The sequence below is a fragment of the uncultured Abiotrophia sp. genome (genome assembly GCF_963520105.1).
Lineage (GTDB): Bacteria > Bacillota > Bacilli > Lactobacillales > Aerococcaceae > Abiotrophia.
The window spans coordinates 14,536-32,447 of sequence record NZ_CAUQPN010000012.1 but is presented as its reverse complement, the minus strand read 5'-3'; the positions used below and the strand labels follow the sequence as shown (position 1 = coordinate 32,447).

Sequence of the window (17,912 nt, the reverse complement as noted above, 5' to 3'; positions counted from 1 at the left end):
CAACGACTCCAAGTCAACCGAGTCAGCCAACGACTCCGAGCCAACCGAGTCAGCCAACGACTCCGAGCCAACCGAGTCAACCAACGACTCCGAGCCAACCGAGTCAAGTAAGTGACCTTGCTGCTGATAGACTTGGTCAGGCCAAGGATAGTGATTCAAATAAACCAAGTGAAATGGCGCCAAAAGACAATGGTCAAAGTCCAGTAGGACAGGCCTTGCCAGACACTGGTGAGAGCTCTAACCTGCTAGTGCTTGGGGCTGCCATTATGACAGCTATAGCAGGAATCGCATTACTGGTATTCAAGCGTCGTAAAATATAATTTGAAAAAGACAGCTCAGGCTGTCTTTTTTTCATTTCGTCGATAATGTTAATAATATGACAGTAAGGTAAATTTTGGGTGTTAAGTCAGATTTTAGGTAGGTTTTGAGCCAAGAGATTGCTATAATAGGACACAGAATACTGAAGCGATAAGTGAGGAGGTTACCCCCATGAAATCCAGAATTAACCGCTATGCTATCCGTAAATTAAGTGTGGGTCTTGTGTCCGTTGCGGTAGCATCCTTCCTTTGGCTGACGTCTCATGGTCACCATGTTAGCGCTCAAGAAGAGAAAGGATCTGTAACTAGCCAAGAGTCTTCAGACGGTTTACAGTCTGAAATGTCAGCAAGTCCTGCTATGTCCAGTCAAGTAGATAAGAGTGAACAATCAGACAATTTGCAGTCATCTGAGCAAAACACTTGGTCATCTATCAGTTTGCCTGAAGGCTATACTGAGGAGGAACTCTTAAAAAATGAGCCAAACTTGATAGAAGCTGGTCAACGCGGCTTAGAGCAAAATTCTGGCTATCTACCAAGTAAACTAGACTCCGAAACTTCCCTGGCTATTGATAATCTGAAGGATGATGAGAGGATGCACTTGGCAAAGTGGCTGACTGATTTAGTCAATCCTTTGCGTACTAAATGGGGCCATCAGCCTTACCAAGTTGATGCTTCTCTTCAAGAGGCCAGCCGAGTATTGGCCAATCGTTATCAATCACAGAATTGGCAAGCAAATGAGCAAGGGTTTCATGGTCAATGGGAATCCGAACTATTTGGCCCCTACGATAGTGCCTGGTATCAATATTGGATGCCAATGAAGACGGATTTTGCAGAAGCTAAGAATCTTGGTCAAGTAAAAGGCGCAATCTATCAGGGCATTATCGGAATGTTATTTGAAAGTCATGCAGATTCTTATCTGCCGGCGCGCTATTTGCTTAGTGTTGACAGTGCTAGGTCTAGTCGTCAGCCGCTCTTAGGCTTAGGTTTGACGCGTATTGTAAGCAGAAATCAAGAAAGTCAATATTTCTTGACACTTAATTTCTTAACAGCCAGCAAGGTGTCAGAGCCCAAGCAATCAACGGATCCTAGCAATCCTTTAGATCCTTCAAGACCTACTGAACCTATTCTACCTATTGATCCAGTGGAGCCACAGCCTCCATTAGATCCAATATCTCCTATGGATCCTATATTACCACAACCTGATCCTAAACCAGATGGAGAGGAGCCTAAGCCTCTTCTAGATCAAAATCAAACGTCACCTAATGAGGATGAAACGCCTAGTCCGCTTGAACAAAGACCTCGTAGAGAATTACCGAGCTTGGTGGAAAAAGCTAACGTGATGGCCCAAAGAACACAAGCGAGTGGTGAATCAATTGAAGAAAAAGAAGAAAACGCAAGTGTGAGTTCAAGTCAAGTTTCTCATTCAAGCGCAAGTTCTTATAATGCGTCTATTGATTCATCAGAATCGAATAGTAGTGTGAGTACGGAGCCTATACCATCATCGGCTTCTGAGGATGAAAGCTATTGGTTACTACTCGGGGGTGTCTCTGCTGTAGCAGCAGCTGCTGGCCTTATCTATCTCAAACAAGTTGAAATTAGACGACGCCAGGGATAAATGAAGTATTATCTGACTAGAGAGCAAGCACTTTCTAGTCTTTTTTAGAATGGCTTGTAGATGAGTAGCAACTTTGTTATAATAATGGCAAGTTCTATGAAATGAGGTATAGGATATGAAGCAAAAACTCGCAATTCTTTTGGCCCTGATAGGTTTAAGCATGAGTCAACCTTTGGCCCTTATTCAGGCTAGCGAAAGTAGTGATCTGGCTAGTAGCGCAGGTAACAATAGGCAAGATGAATCTTCTTCTAAGGAAAAAGGTTCACGACAAAATCCCATCCCTTTAGGAGAGGCCTTAGACTATGAGAAGAAGTCTCGTGACGGATCCAAGAGCCAGCTTTCCTTTACCATCCTTGAATCTTGGCGGGGCAAGAAGGCTGAGAGTCAGTTGCAGCAGCTAGCGCCATCCTACCATCCCAACCGTCAGCCTTTGGATGACGACCAAGAAATTCTCTTATTGCATCTAAAACTAGCCTACAAGTCGGGCGATGAAAATCACGAAGAGTTTACCAACGCCGGTATCATCAATCCTTTCTTCGATTTGTCTGGGAGCGGGATTCCAAATGAATATGTTGCCGACTTGCCAGACGAGTTGGCCTTTGATATGTTGTCTTTATATCCTGGTAATGAGCATGATGGCTATTTGGTCGCAATTGTTCCCAAAGATACTCCACTTATCTTTAGTTACTCCAAGGATGGCCTATCTGATCGAGTTTTCTTCCAAGTAGAGAAGGGGCAAGACACTACAGTTCCTACTAAGGAAGTCCAAGCAGAAAGTCCTGAACAAGCACAATGGGGAACAAAGGAAAAGCCAGTTCCTTTCACAGAAACCAAGCCAATTAACTACGTCGTGCCCTATGAGGCTAGTGATAGTGGTTACGGTATCCTCGCTATATCTCACAGGATAACAGTTTTAAATGCTTGGCGTGGAGATCAAGCTAAACAAAAAGCTATGGATTTACTTAGCCCGGATGATTACCAACACATGGCTGATGATATGAAGTCAGACCAAGAATTCTTAGTTTTACATATGGAGTCTAGCTTGGCGCCAACTCTTGAAGACAAGTTTTTTGAGTCCAGTCCAAGTAAAAGTCATTTATCCTTAGTGGATAGTCAAGGTCAAGACCATGTCTTTAAGGGATTCTACCAATTTAAGAAGGCTAGAGACCAATATGAATCGCGTTATATGCTGGGTGGAGGAAGTGTAAAAGGATATGTCATTTTACCTGCACCAAAAGAAGAAAAGCTGCTCTTAAAGGTTAAGAACGAGTTTGCCAATAAGGAAATCTATTTCGAGATAGAGTCTAAAAAGCCATAGGACGTTGACAGACAATCTGGTCCTTAAGTAATAAGGGGAGGAAATACTATGTCATCAAATCGCCAACCTGACTACAGTAGATACTTAATTATCATCTTGATGCTAGTCGCTGGGGTCGCATTCTTGGGACTTGGCTTTCTCCTTTATCAAGTCATGACACAAAGCCCTAAGAAACCTGAAGTTTCGAGTTCAGTCCTTGTGTCCAGTCAGGAATCGGAGACCTCTACTAGCCTACTTGATGTATTCTCGGATAGTCAGTCTGTCGCATCCGAGCAAAGCGAGTCTCTCTCCGATAAGAATCAAGCTGTCCAGTCGGCATTTTCTGAATTATATGGAACGAAGTCAACTAATCTTGCCTATTATTTCCAAGAAGTGACGCCAAGTAGTCAAGGGGCTGCCTTGGTGAGTCAGGCGGGACCAATCAAGTCGGCTAGCGTTATCAAACTTTTCATCATGCAAGTCTTGTTAGAAGAAATTAAGGCTGGACGCTTAAGCTGGCAAGAGATGATTACCATGACGGCTGAAGACCAGGTAGGCGGGACAGGTAATCTCCAAGCAGCTGAACCTGGCACTTCCTATAGCCTAGAAGAACTGGCCTTAGAAATGCTAATTCATTCGGATAATACGGCAACCAATCTGATTATTGAACGTCTAGGGGGCCTATCTGCTGTTCAAGCCAAGATTGAGTCTCTTGGCTATCAAAATACTCGTTTACAGCGCTTAATGATGGACCAGGTCGCGATTGCTGAAGGCAGGGAAAACTTCACCAGTGCGCGTGAAGTCGGCCAGCTCTTAGCCAAACTATATCAACATAAGCTAGTAGGGCAAGAGCAAGATCAAATTTTCTTAGATTACTTAGCCCAACAAACAGATCGTCAAGGGCTAGTTGCGTTACTTCCACAAGGCGTCATCAGCTATAATAAGACAGGAACCAACTCAGCTCAGGGCTTGCAACATGATGCGGCCATTGTACAGGTATCTAATCAATCAGCTTATGTATTAGTGGTGTTGCAGGAAGGTCCAGGAGATGGCGACTTGTTAAAGCCGCTCCAAGAGATTGGTCAGCAAGTCTACGAGCTTATGAAAGACTAAAAGACTGGCTTTAGCTAGCTAGTCTTGAACTTAGGTGCTAGCCAGTTCTAGAATTTCAAGTTTTTTCAAAAAAGGCTTGAGATTTATAAAGTGTTCGTGCTATAATACTTGAGTACTGTTGAGGTATCAGCAAGAAATGATTTGAGGAGGTTGTGACAATGCGTGTTAACATTAACTTAGAATGTACAGAATGCGGCGATCGTAATTACTTAACTACCAAAAACAAACGTAATAACCCAGATCGTTTAGAAGTAAAAAAATACTGCCCAAGATTGCGTAAAGTAACTTTACACCGTGAAGTGAAGAAGTAAGACGTGGCATAAGATACAAGCACAGCTCGTAGTTCTGACTACGAGCTGTTTTCTTGCTATTTGTCCAGAAACTATATTACGTTTAGATGACAAGCACAATCATAAGTTGAAAACAGAGGAAAGCGCTTGATATAATAGATTAGAATTAGTGAAAGGAGGGGGAATAAAGTGCAAAAGATCAATAAATTAGGCCAAGCTATGCGGTCACCACGTTATTTCCCCTTGCTAGTCCTTCTTGTGATCCTGACTTTGTCCAGTCTGGTGGTTTTCTGGGTACAAACATCGAGTCAGGTGACCATTCAGAATGCTAGTGTGACCCTGCGACAAGCACCAGATACCAATTCCAAGGCTATTAGTGCTATTAGCAAAGACCAAGTGGTACATGTCATTAAGAAAGAGGATAACTGGCTTAATGTTCGCTATCGCCAGCGAGAAGGGTGGCTGCCCCAATGGCTATTAGACCAACCTAGTCTATCTTCTGACCAGGGCTTGACGGCTCAAGTTAAGAAGACCACACCTTTCTACCAAAAGGCATCCACTTCGAGTGCCAAGATTCGGGATTTGACAGAAGGTTACCAGTATGATGTGGTCAGTGAGTCTAAGGGCTGGACTGAACTGATTGTCTATAACCAACCGGGCTATGTGGCCACGGCTGACTTAAACCTTTCTACCAAGGAGCAAATTCAAGCTCAACAAGAGACGATTCGGCCTGAGGATATTGACATTACCAATGCCCAATATATTCAAGTTCGATCAGAAGGTCAGGCCTTCCACAGTGAGCCAAAACTTGAGAGCACGCCTTACTACAACCCAAGCTTTAATCAACGTTTCAAATATCTGGGAACGGTTAATGGCGACGACGGGACAGAATTCTATCATGTAGAGGACCAAAATGGTCAACGTGGCTATGTAGAGTCTCGTATTGTAGCCTTTGAAGATGCCTCTAAAGACCATGTGGATGGGCCGATTGCTCGTTCGCTTAATGGGGCGGTCATCTTAATTGATGCCGGTCACGGCGGTAGTGATCCAGGTGCTATTAGTCAAGATCCATATGCTCAAGAGAAGGCCGTCACCTTGGCTGCTTCGAATGTCTTAAAAGCCAAACTGGAAGCTCAAGGTGCGGTTGTCATGATGACTCGTACAAGCGATACAGATGTTAGCCTTGAAGAGCGAGCTCAGCTAGCTAATCAGGAAAAAGTAGATGCCTTTATTAGTATTCACTTTGATGAGGCAAGTAGCGACATTGCTTCGGGGATTACGACTTACTACTATCATACCCAAGATGAATCCTTAGCCAATTTAGTCAATACGGAGTTAGCTAAAATCCAACTCAATAATCAAGCCGTCGGCAATAATGGGGTTCACTTCGGTAACTACTATGTCTTGAGAGAAAATCATCAGCCAAGTCTGCTCTTAGAATTAGGTTACATGAGTAATAAAGACGACTTGAAACTGATTCAAAATTCTGGCTACTATGATGCAGTAGCGGAGGCCATTGTTAAGGGTCTGGAGCAGTATTTAGAATCTTCGTCTATAGCACAATAGGCTTGACATAGAAAATAAAACGCGGTAAAATACGGAGAAATAAGCAAAGAAATCGATGACGTAGACAAGTAGAGGTTTTGCTTCAGAGAGTGTTCCCTAGGCTGCAAGGACACAATTTAAACCTTCAAGACACTACCGAGATGAATGAGTGAAAACTTGTTCCGCTGACCCCGTTACGGTCCAAAGGCATGTTGAAATCATGCGAAGAATAGGTGGTACCACGTTTTGACACGTCCTATAATCCTCAGGGGTTATAGGACGTGTTTGCTTTTATAGGGAACCATCACCAATATTTACTAGGAGGATCTTATCATGGCACAAGTGAAAAGAATGAAGGGCACAGTCGATATCTTGCCAGCAGAAAGTCGAATCTGGCAGTATATAGAAGATTCTGCCCGCGCAGTTTTTGAAACCTATAATTTTCAAGAAATCCGGACTCCTTTATTTGAAGCCTATGAGCTATTTGCTCGCTCATCAGGGGATACTTCGGAGATTGTATCCAAGGAAATGTATGACTTTAAGGATAAGGGCGACCGCCATTGCGCCTTACGTCCGGAGGGGACTGCGGGGGTCGTTCGGGCCTTTGTCGAGAACAAACTTTTTGGCCCCGAGCATGCAAAACCATACAAAGTCTACTACATGGGGTCTATGTTCCGATATGAACGCCCTCAAGCAGGCCGGCAACGTCAGTTTAATCAAATTGGGGTAGAAGTCTTCGGTTCGACCAATCCGGCGACAGATGCGGAAACTATCGCTCTGGCATGGGACTTCTTCCAGGAATTGGGCATCGAAGGTTTGACTCTCTATATCAATTCCTTGGGTTCTAGCAAGGACCGGGCGCGCTACCGTCAAGCCTTGGTTGATTATTTCGCACCATTGGCTGACCAATTAAGTGCAGACTCACAACGTCGCCTGACTGACAATCCTATGCGGATTTTAGATTCTAAGGCACCAGAAGATAAGGCTCTAGTTGCCAATGCGCCAAAGATTCCAGACTACCTCAGCCCAGAAAGCAAGGAACACTTCGAGACCGTAAAGGCCATGTTGGAAGCCCTAGAGATTCCATATCTTGTCGATCCATCAGTGGTTCGTGGTTTGGATTACTATCAAGACACGATTTTTGAAATTATGGTGGATGATCAAGCCATTGGCGCTAAATCTACCATCTGCGGTGGTGGCCGTTATGATGGTCTGGTAGAGGCTCTTGGTGGACCTGCTACACCTGGTTTTGGCTTCGGGATTGGGGTAGAACGTCTCTTGCTACTCCTTAAGCAACAGGAAGTGGAAGTGCCTGAAGCTGAACCTTTCGACATTTACGTTATGGGCCTAGGCCAGGCAAGCAATATCATGGCCTTGCGTCTAGTTCAAGCAGCCCGTAAAGAAGGCTTGTTGGCAGAGCGGGATTACTTAGATCGTGGCCTCAAAGCACAATTTAAGCAAGCTGACAAGCTCAAAGCCCAAGTGATTTTGACAATCGGGGAAGACGAGTTAGCAGCCGGGACCGTACAAGCCAAGCATCCTGCTAGTGGCAAGCAAGTCACACTGCCACTTGATCAAGTATTAGAAGACTTTATGGGGACTTATCGCCAGTTAACGGTGGATACCTCAGTCATTGATAAGTATTTTAAGGGGGAATTTTAATGTCTACAAAACGTTTGTACTGTGGGCAAGTCGGTCAAGAACAAGTTGGCCAAACAATCACACTTAAAGGTTGGGTACAAAAACGACGCGACCTAGGGGGCTTAATTTTTATTGACTTAAGAGACCGTGAAGGTTTCTGTCAGGTTGTGCTCAATGGCGACCACTTAGGGGAGGCCATGGCCGACGCTGAGCGTATTCGTAGCGAGTATGTCCTAGAAGTGACGGGGACGCTGCAATACCGTGATGAGAAACAGCGTAACGCCAAAATTCCGACTGGTGATTTTGAATTGATGGCTGAGAAGTTGACCATTTTAGCTACTTCTAAGACACCACCTATCTACTTAGACAATGAGGCTGAGATTCAAGATGATCTCCGTATGCGTCATCGCTTCTTAGACCTTCGTCGTCCACGTATGCAAGCTAACTTACGCCTCCGTCACCAAGTTACTAGCGCCATCCGCCGTTATTTGGATGATTTAGGCTTTATCGATGTTGAGACACCTTATTTGACTAAGTCCACACCCGAAGGGGCGCGCGACTACTTGGTTGCAACCCGTGAAGCAGGTAAGTTCTTCGCTTTACCTCAATCTCCGCAATTATTCAAGCAGTTGTTGATGGGGGCAGGCTTTGACCGTTACTATCAAATCGTGCGTTGCTTCCGTGATGAGGACTTGCGGGGTGACCGCCAACCAGAATTTACTCAGATTGACTTAGAAACTAGCTTCTTAAACCAAGCTGACATCCAAGAAATCGTGGAACAAATGCTTAAAGAAGTGGTTAAGGCTACCAGAGGTCTGGATATGACTGATGCCTTCCCAAGCATGACTTATGCCCATGCCATGGCTCATTATGGGGTGGATAAACCAGATATTCGTTTTGATATGACCTTGAAGGATTTAAGTGACTTTGCTGTCAACTGTCAATTTTCTGTGTTTGCTAACACGGTCAAAGAGGGAGGCCAAGTTAAGGCAATTAACCTTAAGGGGCAAGCAGATGCTTACACTCGTAAGACCGCGGATGCTTTAGTAGAAGTAGTCAAGCCATATGGCGCCAAAGGCCTTGCTTGGTTGAAAGTAACCGAAGAAGGCTTGAACGGCCCAATTGCCAAGTTCTTTGCTGAACCAGCTGACACGCAAGCTATTCTAGACCTGACCCAAGGGGAACCTGGTGACATTCTCTTCTTCGTAGCGGATAAACCTCATGTGGTTGCTGCTGCTTTGGGTGAGTTACGGGTTAACCTAGCCAAAGCTCATCAACTCTTCGACGAGGATGCCTTAGCCTTTGTCTGGATTACCGACTGGCCGCTCTTCGAATATGACGAAGAAGCAGGGCGCTACTTCGCAGCCCACCACCCATTTACTTCGCCACAAAACCTTGATTTAGAAGCCCTTAAGGCCAATCCAGATCAAGCCCTGGCGCAGGCCTATGACATCGTGCTTAACGGCTATGAGATTGGTGGGGGCTCCATCCGGATTCACACCCGTGCCATGCAAGAGCAAATGTTCGACTTGCTTGGTTTCACACCAGAAGAAGCACAAAGTCAATTTGGCTTCCTCTTGGACGCCTTAGACTACGGCTTCCCGCCACACGGTGGTTTGGCGCTCGGTCTAGACCGTTTGGTTATGCTTTTAGCCAAAGAGCCAAACATCCGGGAAGTCATTGCCTTTCCTAAGAATGGTCGTGGGGTGGATACCTTTATCCAAGCTCCAAGTGATGTTGCGAGTGCTCAATTACAAGAATTACATCTCCAAGTAGATGCAGAATAAGCATAAAAAATGCCCTGACAGAATGTTCTGTCAGGGCATTTTGCCTTAGTTTTCATGCTTGTGTAGGTCTAGCATTTTGAGGATAATGGCAGCAGATTCTTCAATGCTACGTTGGGAGACGTCTAGGGTTTGGCAACCAATGCGTTTATAAACTTCTTGGGCAAAGTCAAATTCTTCCTGAATGCGATCGAAGGAGGCGTACTTAGTTGGACTAGTAATGCCATATTCCCGCATACGGGCATCCCGGTGTTGGTTAATAACTTCTACACGGTTAGTCAGTCCGACAATCTTGTTAGGGTCTAACTTGAAGAGAATTTCTGGTAATTCATTTTCTGGAATTAGTGGCAGGTTAGCTGCCTTGTAACCTAACATGGCCAGGTACATGGAGAGAGGCGTCTTACCTGTACGGGAGACACCCAGTAGGATGATATCGGCTTCTTCGAACCCTTTAGGGTCCTTACCGTCATCAAAAGACATACAGTATTCCATAGCCCGAATCTTGTCGAAGTAGCGGTCAGATAGCTCGTGTTGGGCCCCAATAATCTTGGTTGGTTTCATGTTAATCCGATAGCCAATTTCGTCTACAATCGGTTGAATGAGATTGTAGTAGGTCAGCTGGTGCTTGTTGAAAAAGCGTTCAGCATAGGCTGCCATCTCGTTATTAATCATGGTCATAAAGATTAAACCATCATGAGCAGCTGCATCTTCTAGGGCAATATCCAAATCGTTTATATTTGAAATAAAGTTGTATTTGTGACATACTTTATGTGCTGACGGATATTGAACAAGGGATGACTGCGCAACCTTTTGAGCAGTTTCTCCAATCGCATCCGAAATAATAAAGTAGTGTAAAGTTGGACGTGTGTCTTCCATGGTGAGTCGCCTCCAATTCTTAATCACTTACATCATAGCATATTTGAAGGGGGCTTGTATATGGTTGATCATCACCATCATGATTGCCATGGGCATCATCACTGTCAGTCGCATGACCATCAAGAGACTGAAGACATGTCAGTTGATGAAATTGTACAACGTGGCATGGCACAGTTAAAAGCAGCTGGCTATAAAATGACCAAGAAGCGTCAGGAGATTCTGCATTTATTTGCGGAAAATCAACGCTATCTAAGCGCCAAGTATATTCATCAACAATTAGCCAAAGAATATCCAACCATGAGCTATAATACGACTTATCGCAATATTTATGATTTTGTAGACGAAGGACTCTTAGAGGCAACAGAGTACAATGGTGAGCAAATGTTCCGGATTAATTGTTGGAATTGTGATCATGGGCACCACCATCATCATTTTATCTGCACAGTGTGTGGCCGGACCATCCCATTGGATGCATGTCCTATGGACCAGGTTAAGACAGACCTATCGCAAGTGGAAATCGAATGGCATCGTTTTGATGTCTTTGGTAAGTGTGCGCAATGCAAAGGTAAATCATGAAAATTATGGTAATAAAACCTTAAAAAATGAAAAAAGCCTATTGAAAAATAGGTAAGAAGTAGGCTATAATAGACAAGGAATCTTATTTAGATGCTTTATCTAGGAAAGGTTACTAAAAGCTCGGAGGGAGGGAAACCCATGTCTAAAACAGTCGTTCGTGAAAACGAATCTCTAGATGACGCTCTTCGTCGCTTTAAGCGTAACGTTTCTAAAACAGGTACTTTAAGAGAGGCACGTAAACGTGAGTTTTACGAAAAACCATCTGTACGTCGTAAGAAGAAATCAGAAGCAGCTCGTAAACGTAAGTTTTAATAACATTACGCTAGCTTATAAATAGCGATACATAGCGATTTAAAACACCCGGTGGCCAAGGTCATTGGGTGTTTTACTTTACTTGCAAATTTAGCCTGAAAAGGGGATAATAAGAACATCATTAGGACAAGGTGGGATGACCATGAATCAACGTGTAGCTGATTTTTGCCAACGGTATTTTACAGACCGTCGTGGTAGTAACTGTAAGAAATGGGACTTAAGTCAAGAGCTTTTTGGAGCCCCTGATTTACTTGGTATGTGGATTGCCGATATGGAATTTAAGGTGCCTGAGGCAGTCCAAAAGGTTTTACATGAGCGGGTAGACCATGGTGTCTTTGGTTATTCCTATCCTTGCCCTGAATACTATCAAGCCTATATCAAGTGGCAGCAAGAAAGAGCTGGCGTTGAGATTGAGCCTGACTGGGTTCGTTTTTCACCCGGAGTTGTCAGCAGCTTTTATTGGCTAGTTCAAATCTTGACCCAGTCGGGTCAAGGGGTCATGATTATGACGCCTGTTTATCCACCCTTCCACGGCGCCGTTAAAGACACGGGCCGTAAATTAGTGGATTATCAGTTGCAATTGCGCAATAACCGCTATGAAATTGACTTCGATGCCTTGGAGAAGCAAATTGTAGCGGAAGAGGTCAAGTTACTCATTCACTGTTCACCACACAATCCAACAGGTCGTCTCTGGAGTCTAGAAGAGTTGGAGCAGCTCCTAGCCATTTGCCGTCGCCATCAAGTCTATCTGATTTCTGATGAAATCCATCAAGACTTTGTAGCGGCAGGCAATCACTTTGTTTCTGCCTTGGATGACCGCTTAAGCGTCTATCGTGACCTAGTCATTGTTTTAAATTCACCATCTAAGACCTTTAACTTAGCAGGTTTGCTTAATTCGCATGTGGTCATTCCAGATGAAAAATTAGGACAAGCATACGACCGAGGCGTGGCACCTTATCATCAAGCCAGCCACTCCCTGATGGGATTATTAGCTACACAAGCTGCCTATGAATCAGGTAGCCAGTGGTTAGAAGGTCTTAATGCAACAGTAGACTACAATGATGACTACTTACGTCGAACCCTATTAGCTGTCTTCCCGGATTTGGTCATACCTGACCGTCAAGCTACCTATGTCACCTTTATAGATTTTGGGGCCTATTTGCCAGCAAGTCAGATTAAGGATTTCATGATTCATGAAGCGGGGCTGGCAGTTAACTTTGGGTTGACCTTTGGCCGTCAAACTGCCACTTTCGTTCGTCTCAATTGTGCTACCCATCCAGATTTTGTGGCTGAGGCTGCAGATCGCATCATTTCAGCTTTGAATAAGCGATTAAATCAAGAGTAAAGGAGTTTACTTATGTCTATCCAACGTATTATTTCAGATAAGTTACCCAAAGCAGTAGGACCTTATTCACATGCTAGCTATGTCAAGGGCTGGCTCTATGCCTCAGGTCAACTGCCAATCGATCCTGTGTCTGGTAATATGCCAGCTACTATCGGGGATCAAACCCATCAAGTATTTGCCAACCTTAAAGCCTTATTAGCTGAAAAGGGTATGACTTTTGACCATGTGGTTAAGACGACTGTTTTCCTCAATGACATTGCCGACTTTGCAACAGTCAATGGGGTCTATGGCCAATACTTTAGCCAAGACCACTATCCAGCTCGATCAGCCTTTCAAGTGGGGAAACTTCCGCTCAATGCTGGTATTGAAATCGAATTGGTAGCCTATAAGGAGGAAGTCTAATGACTTTAACAGAACGGATTAATCAAGATATTAAAACTGCCATGAAGGCCAAGGACAAAGATAGCCTTAAGGTCTTGCGCATGCTGAAAGCTGCTCTCCAGAAAGAGGCGCTAGAACAGCCTGAGCCCTTAAGCCAAGACCAAGAAATTACCATTATTTCCCGGGAACTCAAGCAACGTCGTGATTCCCTGGCTGAATTTAAGAAAGCGGATCGCGAGGATTTAGTGTCTGCTACCCAGGACGAAATTGTTATTGTCAAAAAATACTTGCCAGAACAGCTAAGCCCTGAGGCTTTAGAGGCCAAGATTCGTGAGATTATGGCGCAAGTTGGAGCTACTAGCAAGGCAGACTTCGGCAAGGTCATGGGATTAGCTGCTAGCAGCCTTAAGGGCCAAGCAGAAGGTAAAGCCATTAATGAGACTGTTAAACGTCTCTTAGGCTAAGTTTTAGTTAACAGGAGCTGTGCTCCTGTTTTTTTGTTTTAAGGCGCAAAAATGTCACAAATCATGACTTTTAGTCCAAGACAAGGTATAATAGAATCAGCCTAGTGTGTCCACTAGTATCTAGCCTGACGTCGTCTGAGACGTGAAGAAGAGAGGGATTGCTTATGACGGAACAACACCCATATAGTCAGACGTTAATTATTTCCAATCCGGATTGGCTTTTAGCCATTTTGGGCAATCAAGATCACCATATACAATTACTTGAAGAACACTTTGAAGTGCTTATCACGACGCGTGGTGAGCAACTAACTATTACTGGTCGTCAAGCAGCTGTTGAGTTGACACTAGAGGTTGTTAACCAATTAGTGCAATTGCTAGAACGCCATATTACACCGCACACCATGGATATTGTGACGGCGATTAAGATGGCCCAGAATAATACCTTGGATTACTTCCTCAATCTCTATGAGGAAGTCATTGGTCGAGCAGCAGATGGTCGGGCCATCCGGGTCAAGAACTTTGGTCAGTTACAATATACACGCGCTATTGCCAAACAGGACGTGGTTTTCGGCATTGGGCCTGCGGGGACAGGGAAGACCTTCTTGGCCGTGGTGCTAGCGGTTCAAGCCTTGAAGGAAGGGCGAGTGAAGAAGATTATCTTAACGCGGCCAGCAGTAGAAGCAGGGGAGAGCCTGGGCTTCTTGCCAGGTGACCTTAAGGAAAAGGTGGACCCATATTTGCGTCCAGTCTATGATGCGCTCTATACGATCTATGGGGCAGAACAAACCAACCGCCTGATGGAACGTGGCGTCATTGAGATTGCTCCTCTGGCTTATATGAGGGGCCGTACCTTGGATGATGCCTTTGTTATCTTAGATGAGGCTCAAAATACCACCATTGCCCAAATGAAAATGTTCCTCACCCGTTTAGGCTTCGGCTCTAAGATGATTATTAATGGGGATAGAACGCAAATCGACTTGCCAAAAGGGGTAAAATCAGGTTTGGTTGATGCTCAAAGTAAGCTTAAGGGAATTGACCGCATCCAATTTGTGACCTTTGATGCCTTCGATGTGGTGCGTCACCCTGTAGTGGCAGATATTATCAAAGCTTACAGTCGCAAGTTGCCCGATGAGAACATGGGCGAAGTGTAGGTGATAGGAATGAATCGACGTTTAGAGCGTCTGCAAGCTAAAATGGGCTTGAGTTATCAAATCCTAGTGGGCCTAGTTCTGGCACTTTGGCTCTTGCTTTTGGGCTATTCCAGTGTTCAACCTAGAACCTATAATTTTGCCCTTAACCGAGTAGCTGATATTACCGTTCGGGCTCCTAAAACAGTAGAAGATACTGAACGTACAGAAGAATTACGCCAACATGCACGCAGTCGTGTTTCCGATGTTCGACTTTACTCACCCGAAGTTAAAAACCAACAGGTTGATTTGTTGAATCAGTATTTTTCATTTGTCAAAGGAGTAAGGCAGAAGGATTATCGTGCCAGCGACCTTGAGTCGGCTGCCCGCGCTCAAGGCTGGTCTGATAATGACCTTGAGACCCTTAAGGCATCCTTTACTAGCAACAGTCAACGTCTCTATTGGACTCAATTAACGGAGGCAGAGCGACTCTTGCTCTATAATCAAAGTTTAAAACAAGGGTCAGTTGCCCTCATGAGTTTGAATGAATCCTTACCAGATAACGCCCGTAATCTCTGGCTATCACTCGATGACAAGCAGTTTGAAACTATGTCGACTTATATGGTTGATTTGCTGAGTCAAACCTTAAGTCAGGAAATTGAGCCTGCTAATACTGCGGCTAACCTAAGCAAGCTACGGGCTAGCCTTCGGGAAGCAGGGCAATATAGTCAGTATCAGTCGGCCCTGGTAGACTTCATTCAACCATTTATTGTACCAACCCTGGTTTATAACCAAGAAGAAACTAACCGCTTGAAAGAAGAAGCGGCGGCTGCCGTTCAACCAGCTTATATTCTTCAAGGTCAAATTATTGTCCAAGAAGGGCATGTCATTGATTCGACTGTCTTGCGTCAACTCAAGCTTTTTGGTTACTTGGATGCCAGTGTAGGGCGCTATAATGCTTATATCTTCTACGCCTTGATTATTGCGCATTTCCTCTTGCTCTTAGGATTGAATACCGAAGGCTTCCGTTTCAAGCAAGCACCAAGTGCCAAGCGTCAAATGGCTATGACCATCTATGCGCTAGCCTTTGGGGGGCTATTCGCTGTCTTGAAGGCTCTCGAAGTACTTCAAGTAGGGGGCTTTGCCTGGGCAACGCTCTTGTTACCAATTAGTTTGTGGCCACTGCTTGTAGTACCCAAAACCAGTATGCGAGATGGCTTAATTGGCTTGGTATCTTTCAATGTGATGGCACTTTTCGTCTTGAGTGATGTCTTTAATATTTTGGAAAGTCTCATGCCTCTGGTCTTTTATTGTTTTACTGGTTTAATCGGTATGATTTTGGTAAATGCCAAGGTTTGGTTAGGGCGTAAACGACGTTTTGTTCCTGCTTATATTGGTCTACAGTTATTGACCATTCTGCCTCTATTACTGGGCTTTAACATGGATTTAACAACCTTCCAAGGTCGACGTATGGCAGGGCTAATGCTGGCTAATATCCTGATGACGGTCATTTTTTACTTGTCCTTGTCTCCTTACTGGGAGCGCATCTTTAACCCAAGCGCAGAATTAAGCCTACAGCAACTAGCCAACCTTAATCATCCTTTGCTTAAGGACTTGATTGAGAAGGCACCAGGTACCTACCACCACAGCATGATGGTAGCTAATCTTAGTGCCAATGCGGTTGAAGCCATTGGCGGAGATTCCCTGCTAACGCGGGTCGCTAGCTATTACCATGATGTGGGGAAGACACTGCATCCACTCTTTTTCGTTGAGAATTTGCCTGCAGGCGTTGAAAATCCACATAAAATGATTAAGCCGATTGAAAGTGCCCAGATTATCACAGGTCACGTAACCGCTGGGGTAAAAATTATGGAGGCTCATAATTTGCCTACTTCCATTCAGGATATTTGTTGGCAACACCATGGGACTACACTGGTAAAATACTTCTACTATCAAGCCCAACAGGAAGGGCATCCTGTCAATCAGGCAGATTTTCGATATCCTGGTCCTAAGCCACGGACTAAGGAAGCTGCTGTCATCATGATTGCTGATTCGGTTGAGGCTGCTAGCCGTACCCTTAAGGAGTATAGTCAAGCAAGCATAGAAGGACTTGTAGGTGGTATTATCCAAGGTAAAGTGGCGGATGACCAGTTTTCTGACTGTGACTTAACCGTTAATGAATTAAAAATCGTACAAGCCTCTCTAATTCGTGGAGTCGCAAGTATGTATCACACCCGTATAGAATATCCTAAGTAGGCCATTTAGGGTTAGAAAGGACATTTATGTTAGTTGATATTATTGATGACCAAGCCTACCTGGCATCTGGTCAAGAAAAATTGCTTCATGAAGTCATTGAAGCAGCTGCAAAGTATCTGAACTTGCCTGAGGGAATTGAATTAGATCTTTCCATTGTGTCTAATGAAGAAATCCAAGTGCTTAACCGAGACTACCGTGGTTTGGACAAACCGACGGATGTTTTGAGCTTCGCCTTGACCGAAGTAACCAGTGAGTTTGATGTGGACTTTGCTCATTTAGACCTTACTGAGGAAGCGGAAGAGACAGAAGATTTAGAGGAGACAGAGTTTGAGGATGAAGAAGCTATACCTCAACACTTAGGGGACATCATCATTTCCTACCCTCGTGCTCAGGAACAGGCTCAGGACTATGGTCACAGTCTAGACCGTGAACTGGCTTTTCTAGCAGTTCATGGCTTCCTTCATCTCAATGGTTATGACCACCAGACAGAAGAAGAAGCGCAGGAAATGTTTAAAATCCAAGAAGAGGTGTTGACGACTTATGGTCTCACGCGATAAACACCCCTACAAGCATCATGCCAATCCAAGTATCTTGGCTTCCTTCCGCGCTTCATTGTCGGGTTTGGGCTATGCCTTAGCTAATGAGCGTAATCTCAAGGTTCACGCGGGGGTGACCGTCTTGGTTTTAATCATAGTGGGCTTGCTTGGAGTCAATGCCGTTGAGGCTAGTCTCTTGCTGCTTGTGACAGGATTGGTTTGGTGCATGGAACTGGTCAATAGCGCCGTGGAGGCCACAGTTGACTTGGTAGTTGGAGAACAATTACATCCCTTGGCCAAGGTTGCCAAGGATGTAGCAGCAGCTGCAGTTGTTGTGGCGGCTTTGGTGGCAGTAGGAGTGGGATTCCTGGTCCTAGGCCCTAAAGTCTGGCATGTGCTAGCCATTCTGTTAGGTCTTGCTTAAGTCTTAGAGAAAG

Annotated in this window: 18 protein-coding genes; 17 read left to right on the top strand and 1 reads right to left on the bottom strand. The window is 44.6% G+C overall.

Annotated features, from left to right (window positions below):
• The 8 genes from RWO08_RS09080 to aspS form a co-directional block, all read left to right on the top strand.
• Positions 1 to 320 (top strand): LPXTG cell wall anchor domain-containing protein (locus RWO08_RS09080; protein ID WP_314211873.1); only part of this gene is annotated, 320 nt, incomplete at its 5' end.
• Positions 321 to 489: 169 nt separating this feature from the next.
• Positions 490 to 1,932, top strand: a complete 1,443-nt coding sequence (locus tag RWO08_RS09075; protein ID WP_314211872.1) for a YSIRK-type signal peptide-containing protein — start codon at positions 490 to 492, stop codon at positions 1,930 to 1,932.
• A gap of 115 nt (positions 1,933 to 2,047) precedes the next feature.
• Positions 2,048 to 3,250, top strand: a complete 1,203-nt coding sequence (locus RWO08_RS09070; protein ID WP_314211871.1) for a hypothetical protein — start codon at positions 2,048 to 2,050, stop codon at positions 3,248 to 3,250.
• A gap of 48 nt (positions 3,251 to 3,298) precedes the next feature.
• Positions 3,299 to 4,342, top strand: coding sequence for a serine hydrolase (locus RWO08_RS09065; RefSeq protein WP_314211870.1), 1,044 nt, complete (start codon positions 3,299 to 3,301; stop codon positions 4,340 to 4,342).
• Positions 4,343 to 4,500: 158 nt separating this feature from the next.
• Positions 4,501 to 4,653, top strand: coding sequence for a 50S ribosomal protein L33 (gene rpmG, locus RWO08_RS09060; protein ID WP_070755656.1), 153 nt, complete (start codon positions 4,501 to 4,503; stop codon positions 4,651 to 4,653).
• 168 nt (positions 4,654 to 4,821) lie between these two features.
• Positions 4,822 to 6,198, top strand: coding sequence for an N-acetylmuramoyl-L-alanine amidase (locus RWO08_RS09055; protein WP_314211869.1), 1,377 nt, complete (start codon positions 4,822 to 4,824; stop codon positions 6,196 to 6,198).
• A 312-nt stretch (positions 6,199 to 6,510) separates the two neighbouring features.
• Entirely contained in the window at positions 6,511 to 7,839 is a 1,329-nt protein-coding gene (hisS, locus tag RWO08_RS09050) for a histidine--tRNA ligase (RefSeq protein WP_314211868.1), read from the top strand.
• Complete coding sequence (gene aspS / locus RWO08_RS09045; RefSeq protein ID WP_314211867.1) at positions 7,839 to 9,605, top strand: aspartate--tRNA ligase; 1,767 nt, start codon at positions 7,839 to 7,841, stop codon at positions 9,603 to 9,605. The genes hisS and aspS overlap by 1 nt, the downstream gene beginning before the upstream one ends.
• Positions 9,606 to 9,650: 45 nt before the next feature.
• Here aspS and RWO08_RS09040 read toward each other — a convergent pair whose 3' ends face one another.
• Positions 9,651 to 10,478, bottom strand: a complete 828-nt coding sequence (locus RWO08_RS09040; protein ID WP_306486957.1) for a pyruvate, water dikinase regulatory protein — start codon at positions 10,476 to 10,478, stop codon at positions 9,651 to 9,653.
• A 60-nt stretch (positions 10,479 to 10,538) separates the two neighbouring features.
• Between RWO08_RS09040 and RWO08_RS09035 the strand changes: the two genes are divergently transcribed.
• From RWO08_RS09035 to RWO08_RS08995, 9 genes are all read left to right on the top strand, one after another.
• Positions 10,539 to 11,054: a Fur family transcriptional regulator gene (locus RWO08_RS09035; RefSeq protein WP_314211866.1), complete on the top strand. Its 516-nt coding sequence runs from the start codon at positions 10,539 to 10,541 to the stop codon at positions 11,052 to 11,054.
• Between the two features lie 138 nt (positions 11,055 to 11,192).
• Positions 11,193 to 11,366 carry a 30S ribosomal protein S21 gene (gene rpsU / locus RWO08_RS09030; RefSeq protein WP_035364261.1) on the top strand — a complete coding sequence of 58 codons (174 nt, stop codon included), beginning with the start codon at positions 11,193 to 11,195 and terminating at the stop codon, positions 11,364 to 11,366.
• Between the two features lie 142 nt (positions 11,367 to 11,508).
• Positions 11,509 to 12,711, top strand: coding sequence for a MalY/PatB family protein (locus RWO08_RS09025; protein ID WP_314211865.1), 1,203 nt, complete (start codon positions 11,509 to 11,511; stop codon positions 12,709 to 12,711).
• A gap of 12 nt (positions 12,712 to 12,723) precedes the next feature.
• Positions 12,724 to 13,113: a RidA family protein gene (locus RWO08_RS09020; protein WP_070755650.1), complete on the top strand. Its 390-nt coding sequence runs from the start codon at positions 12,724 to 12,726 to the stop codon at positions 13,111 to 13,113.
• Positions 13,113 to 13,556, top strand: a complete 444-nt coding sequence (locus RWO08_RS09015; RefSeq protein ID WP_314211864.1) for a GatB/YqeY domain-containing protein — start codon at positions 13,113 to 13,115, stop codon at positions 13,554 to 13,556. Before RWO08_RS09020 ends, RWO08_RS09015 begins: the two co-directional genes overlap by 1 nt.
• Positions 13,557 to 13,720: 164 nt before the next feature.
• The gene (locus RWO08_RS09010; protein WP_023392036.1) at positions 13,721 to 14,707 is read left to right on the top strand and encodes a PhoH family protein; all 987 of its coding nucleotides are present in this window, start codon (positions 13,721 to 13,723) and stop codon (positions 14,705 to 14,707) included.
• A 9-nt stretch (positions 14,708 to 14,716) separates the two neighbouring features.
• A complete protein-coding gene (locus RWO08_RS09005; protein ID WP_314211863.1) occupies positions 14,717 to 16,939 on the top strand; it encodes an HDIG domain-containing metalloprotein in 2,223 nt (740 codons plus the stop codon).
• Positions 16,940 to 16,965: 26 nt separating this feature from the next.
• Positions 16,966 to 17,496, top strand: coding sequence for an rRNA maturation RNase YbeY (ybeY, locus tag RWO08_RS09000; RefSeq protein WP_291428173.1), 531 nt, complete (start codon positions 16,966 to 16,968; stop codon positions 17,494 to 17,496).
• Positions 17,480 to 17,899 (top strand): diacylglycerol kinase family protein, encoded by a 420-nt coding sequence (locus RWO08_RS08995; protein WP_298078351.1) that lies wholly within the window; start codon positions 17,480 to 17,482, stop codon positions 17,897 to 17,899. Before ybeY ends, RWO08_RS08995 begins: the two co-directional genes overlap by 17 nt.
• The last annotated feature ends 13 nt before the right edge of the window (positions 17,900 to 17,912 follow it).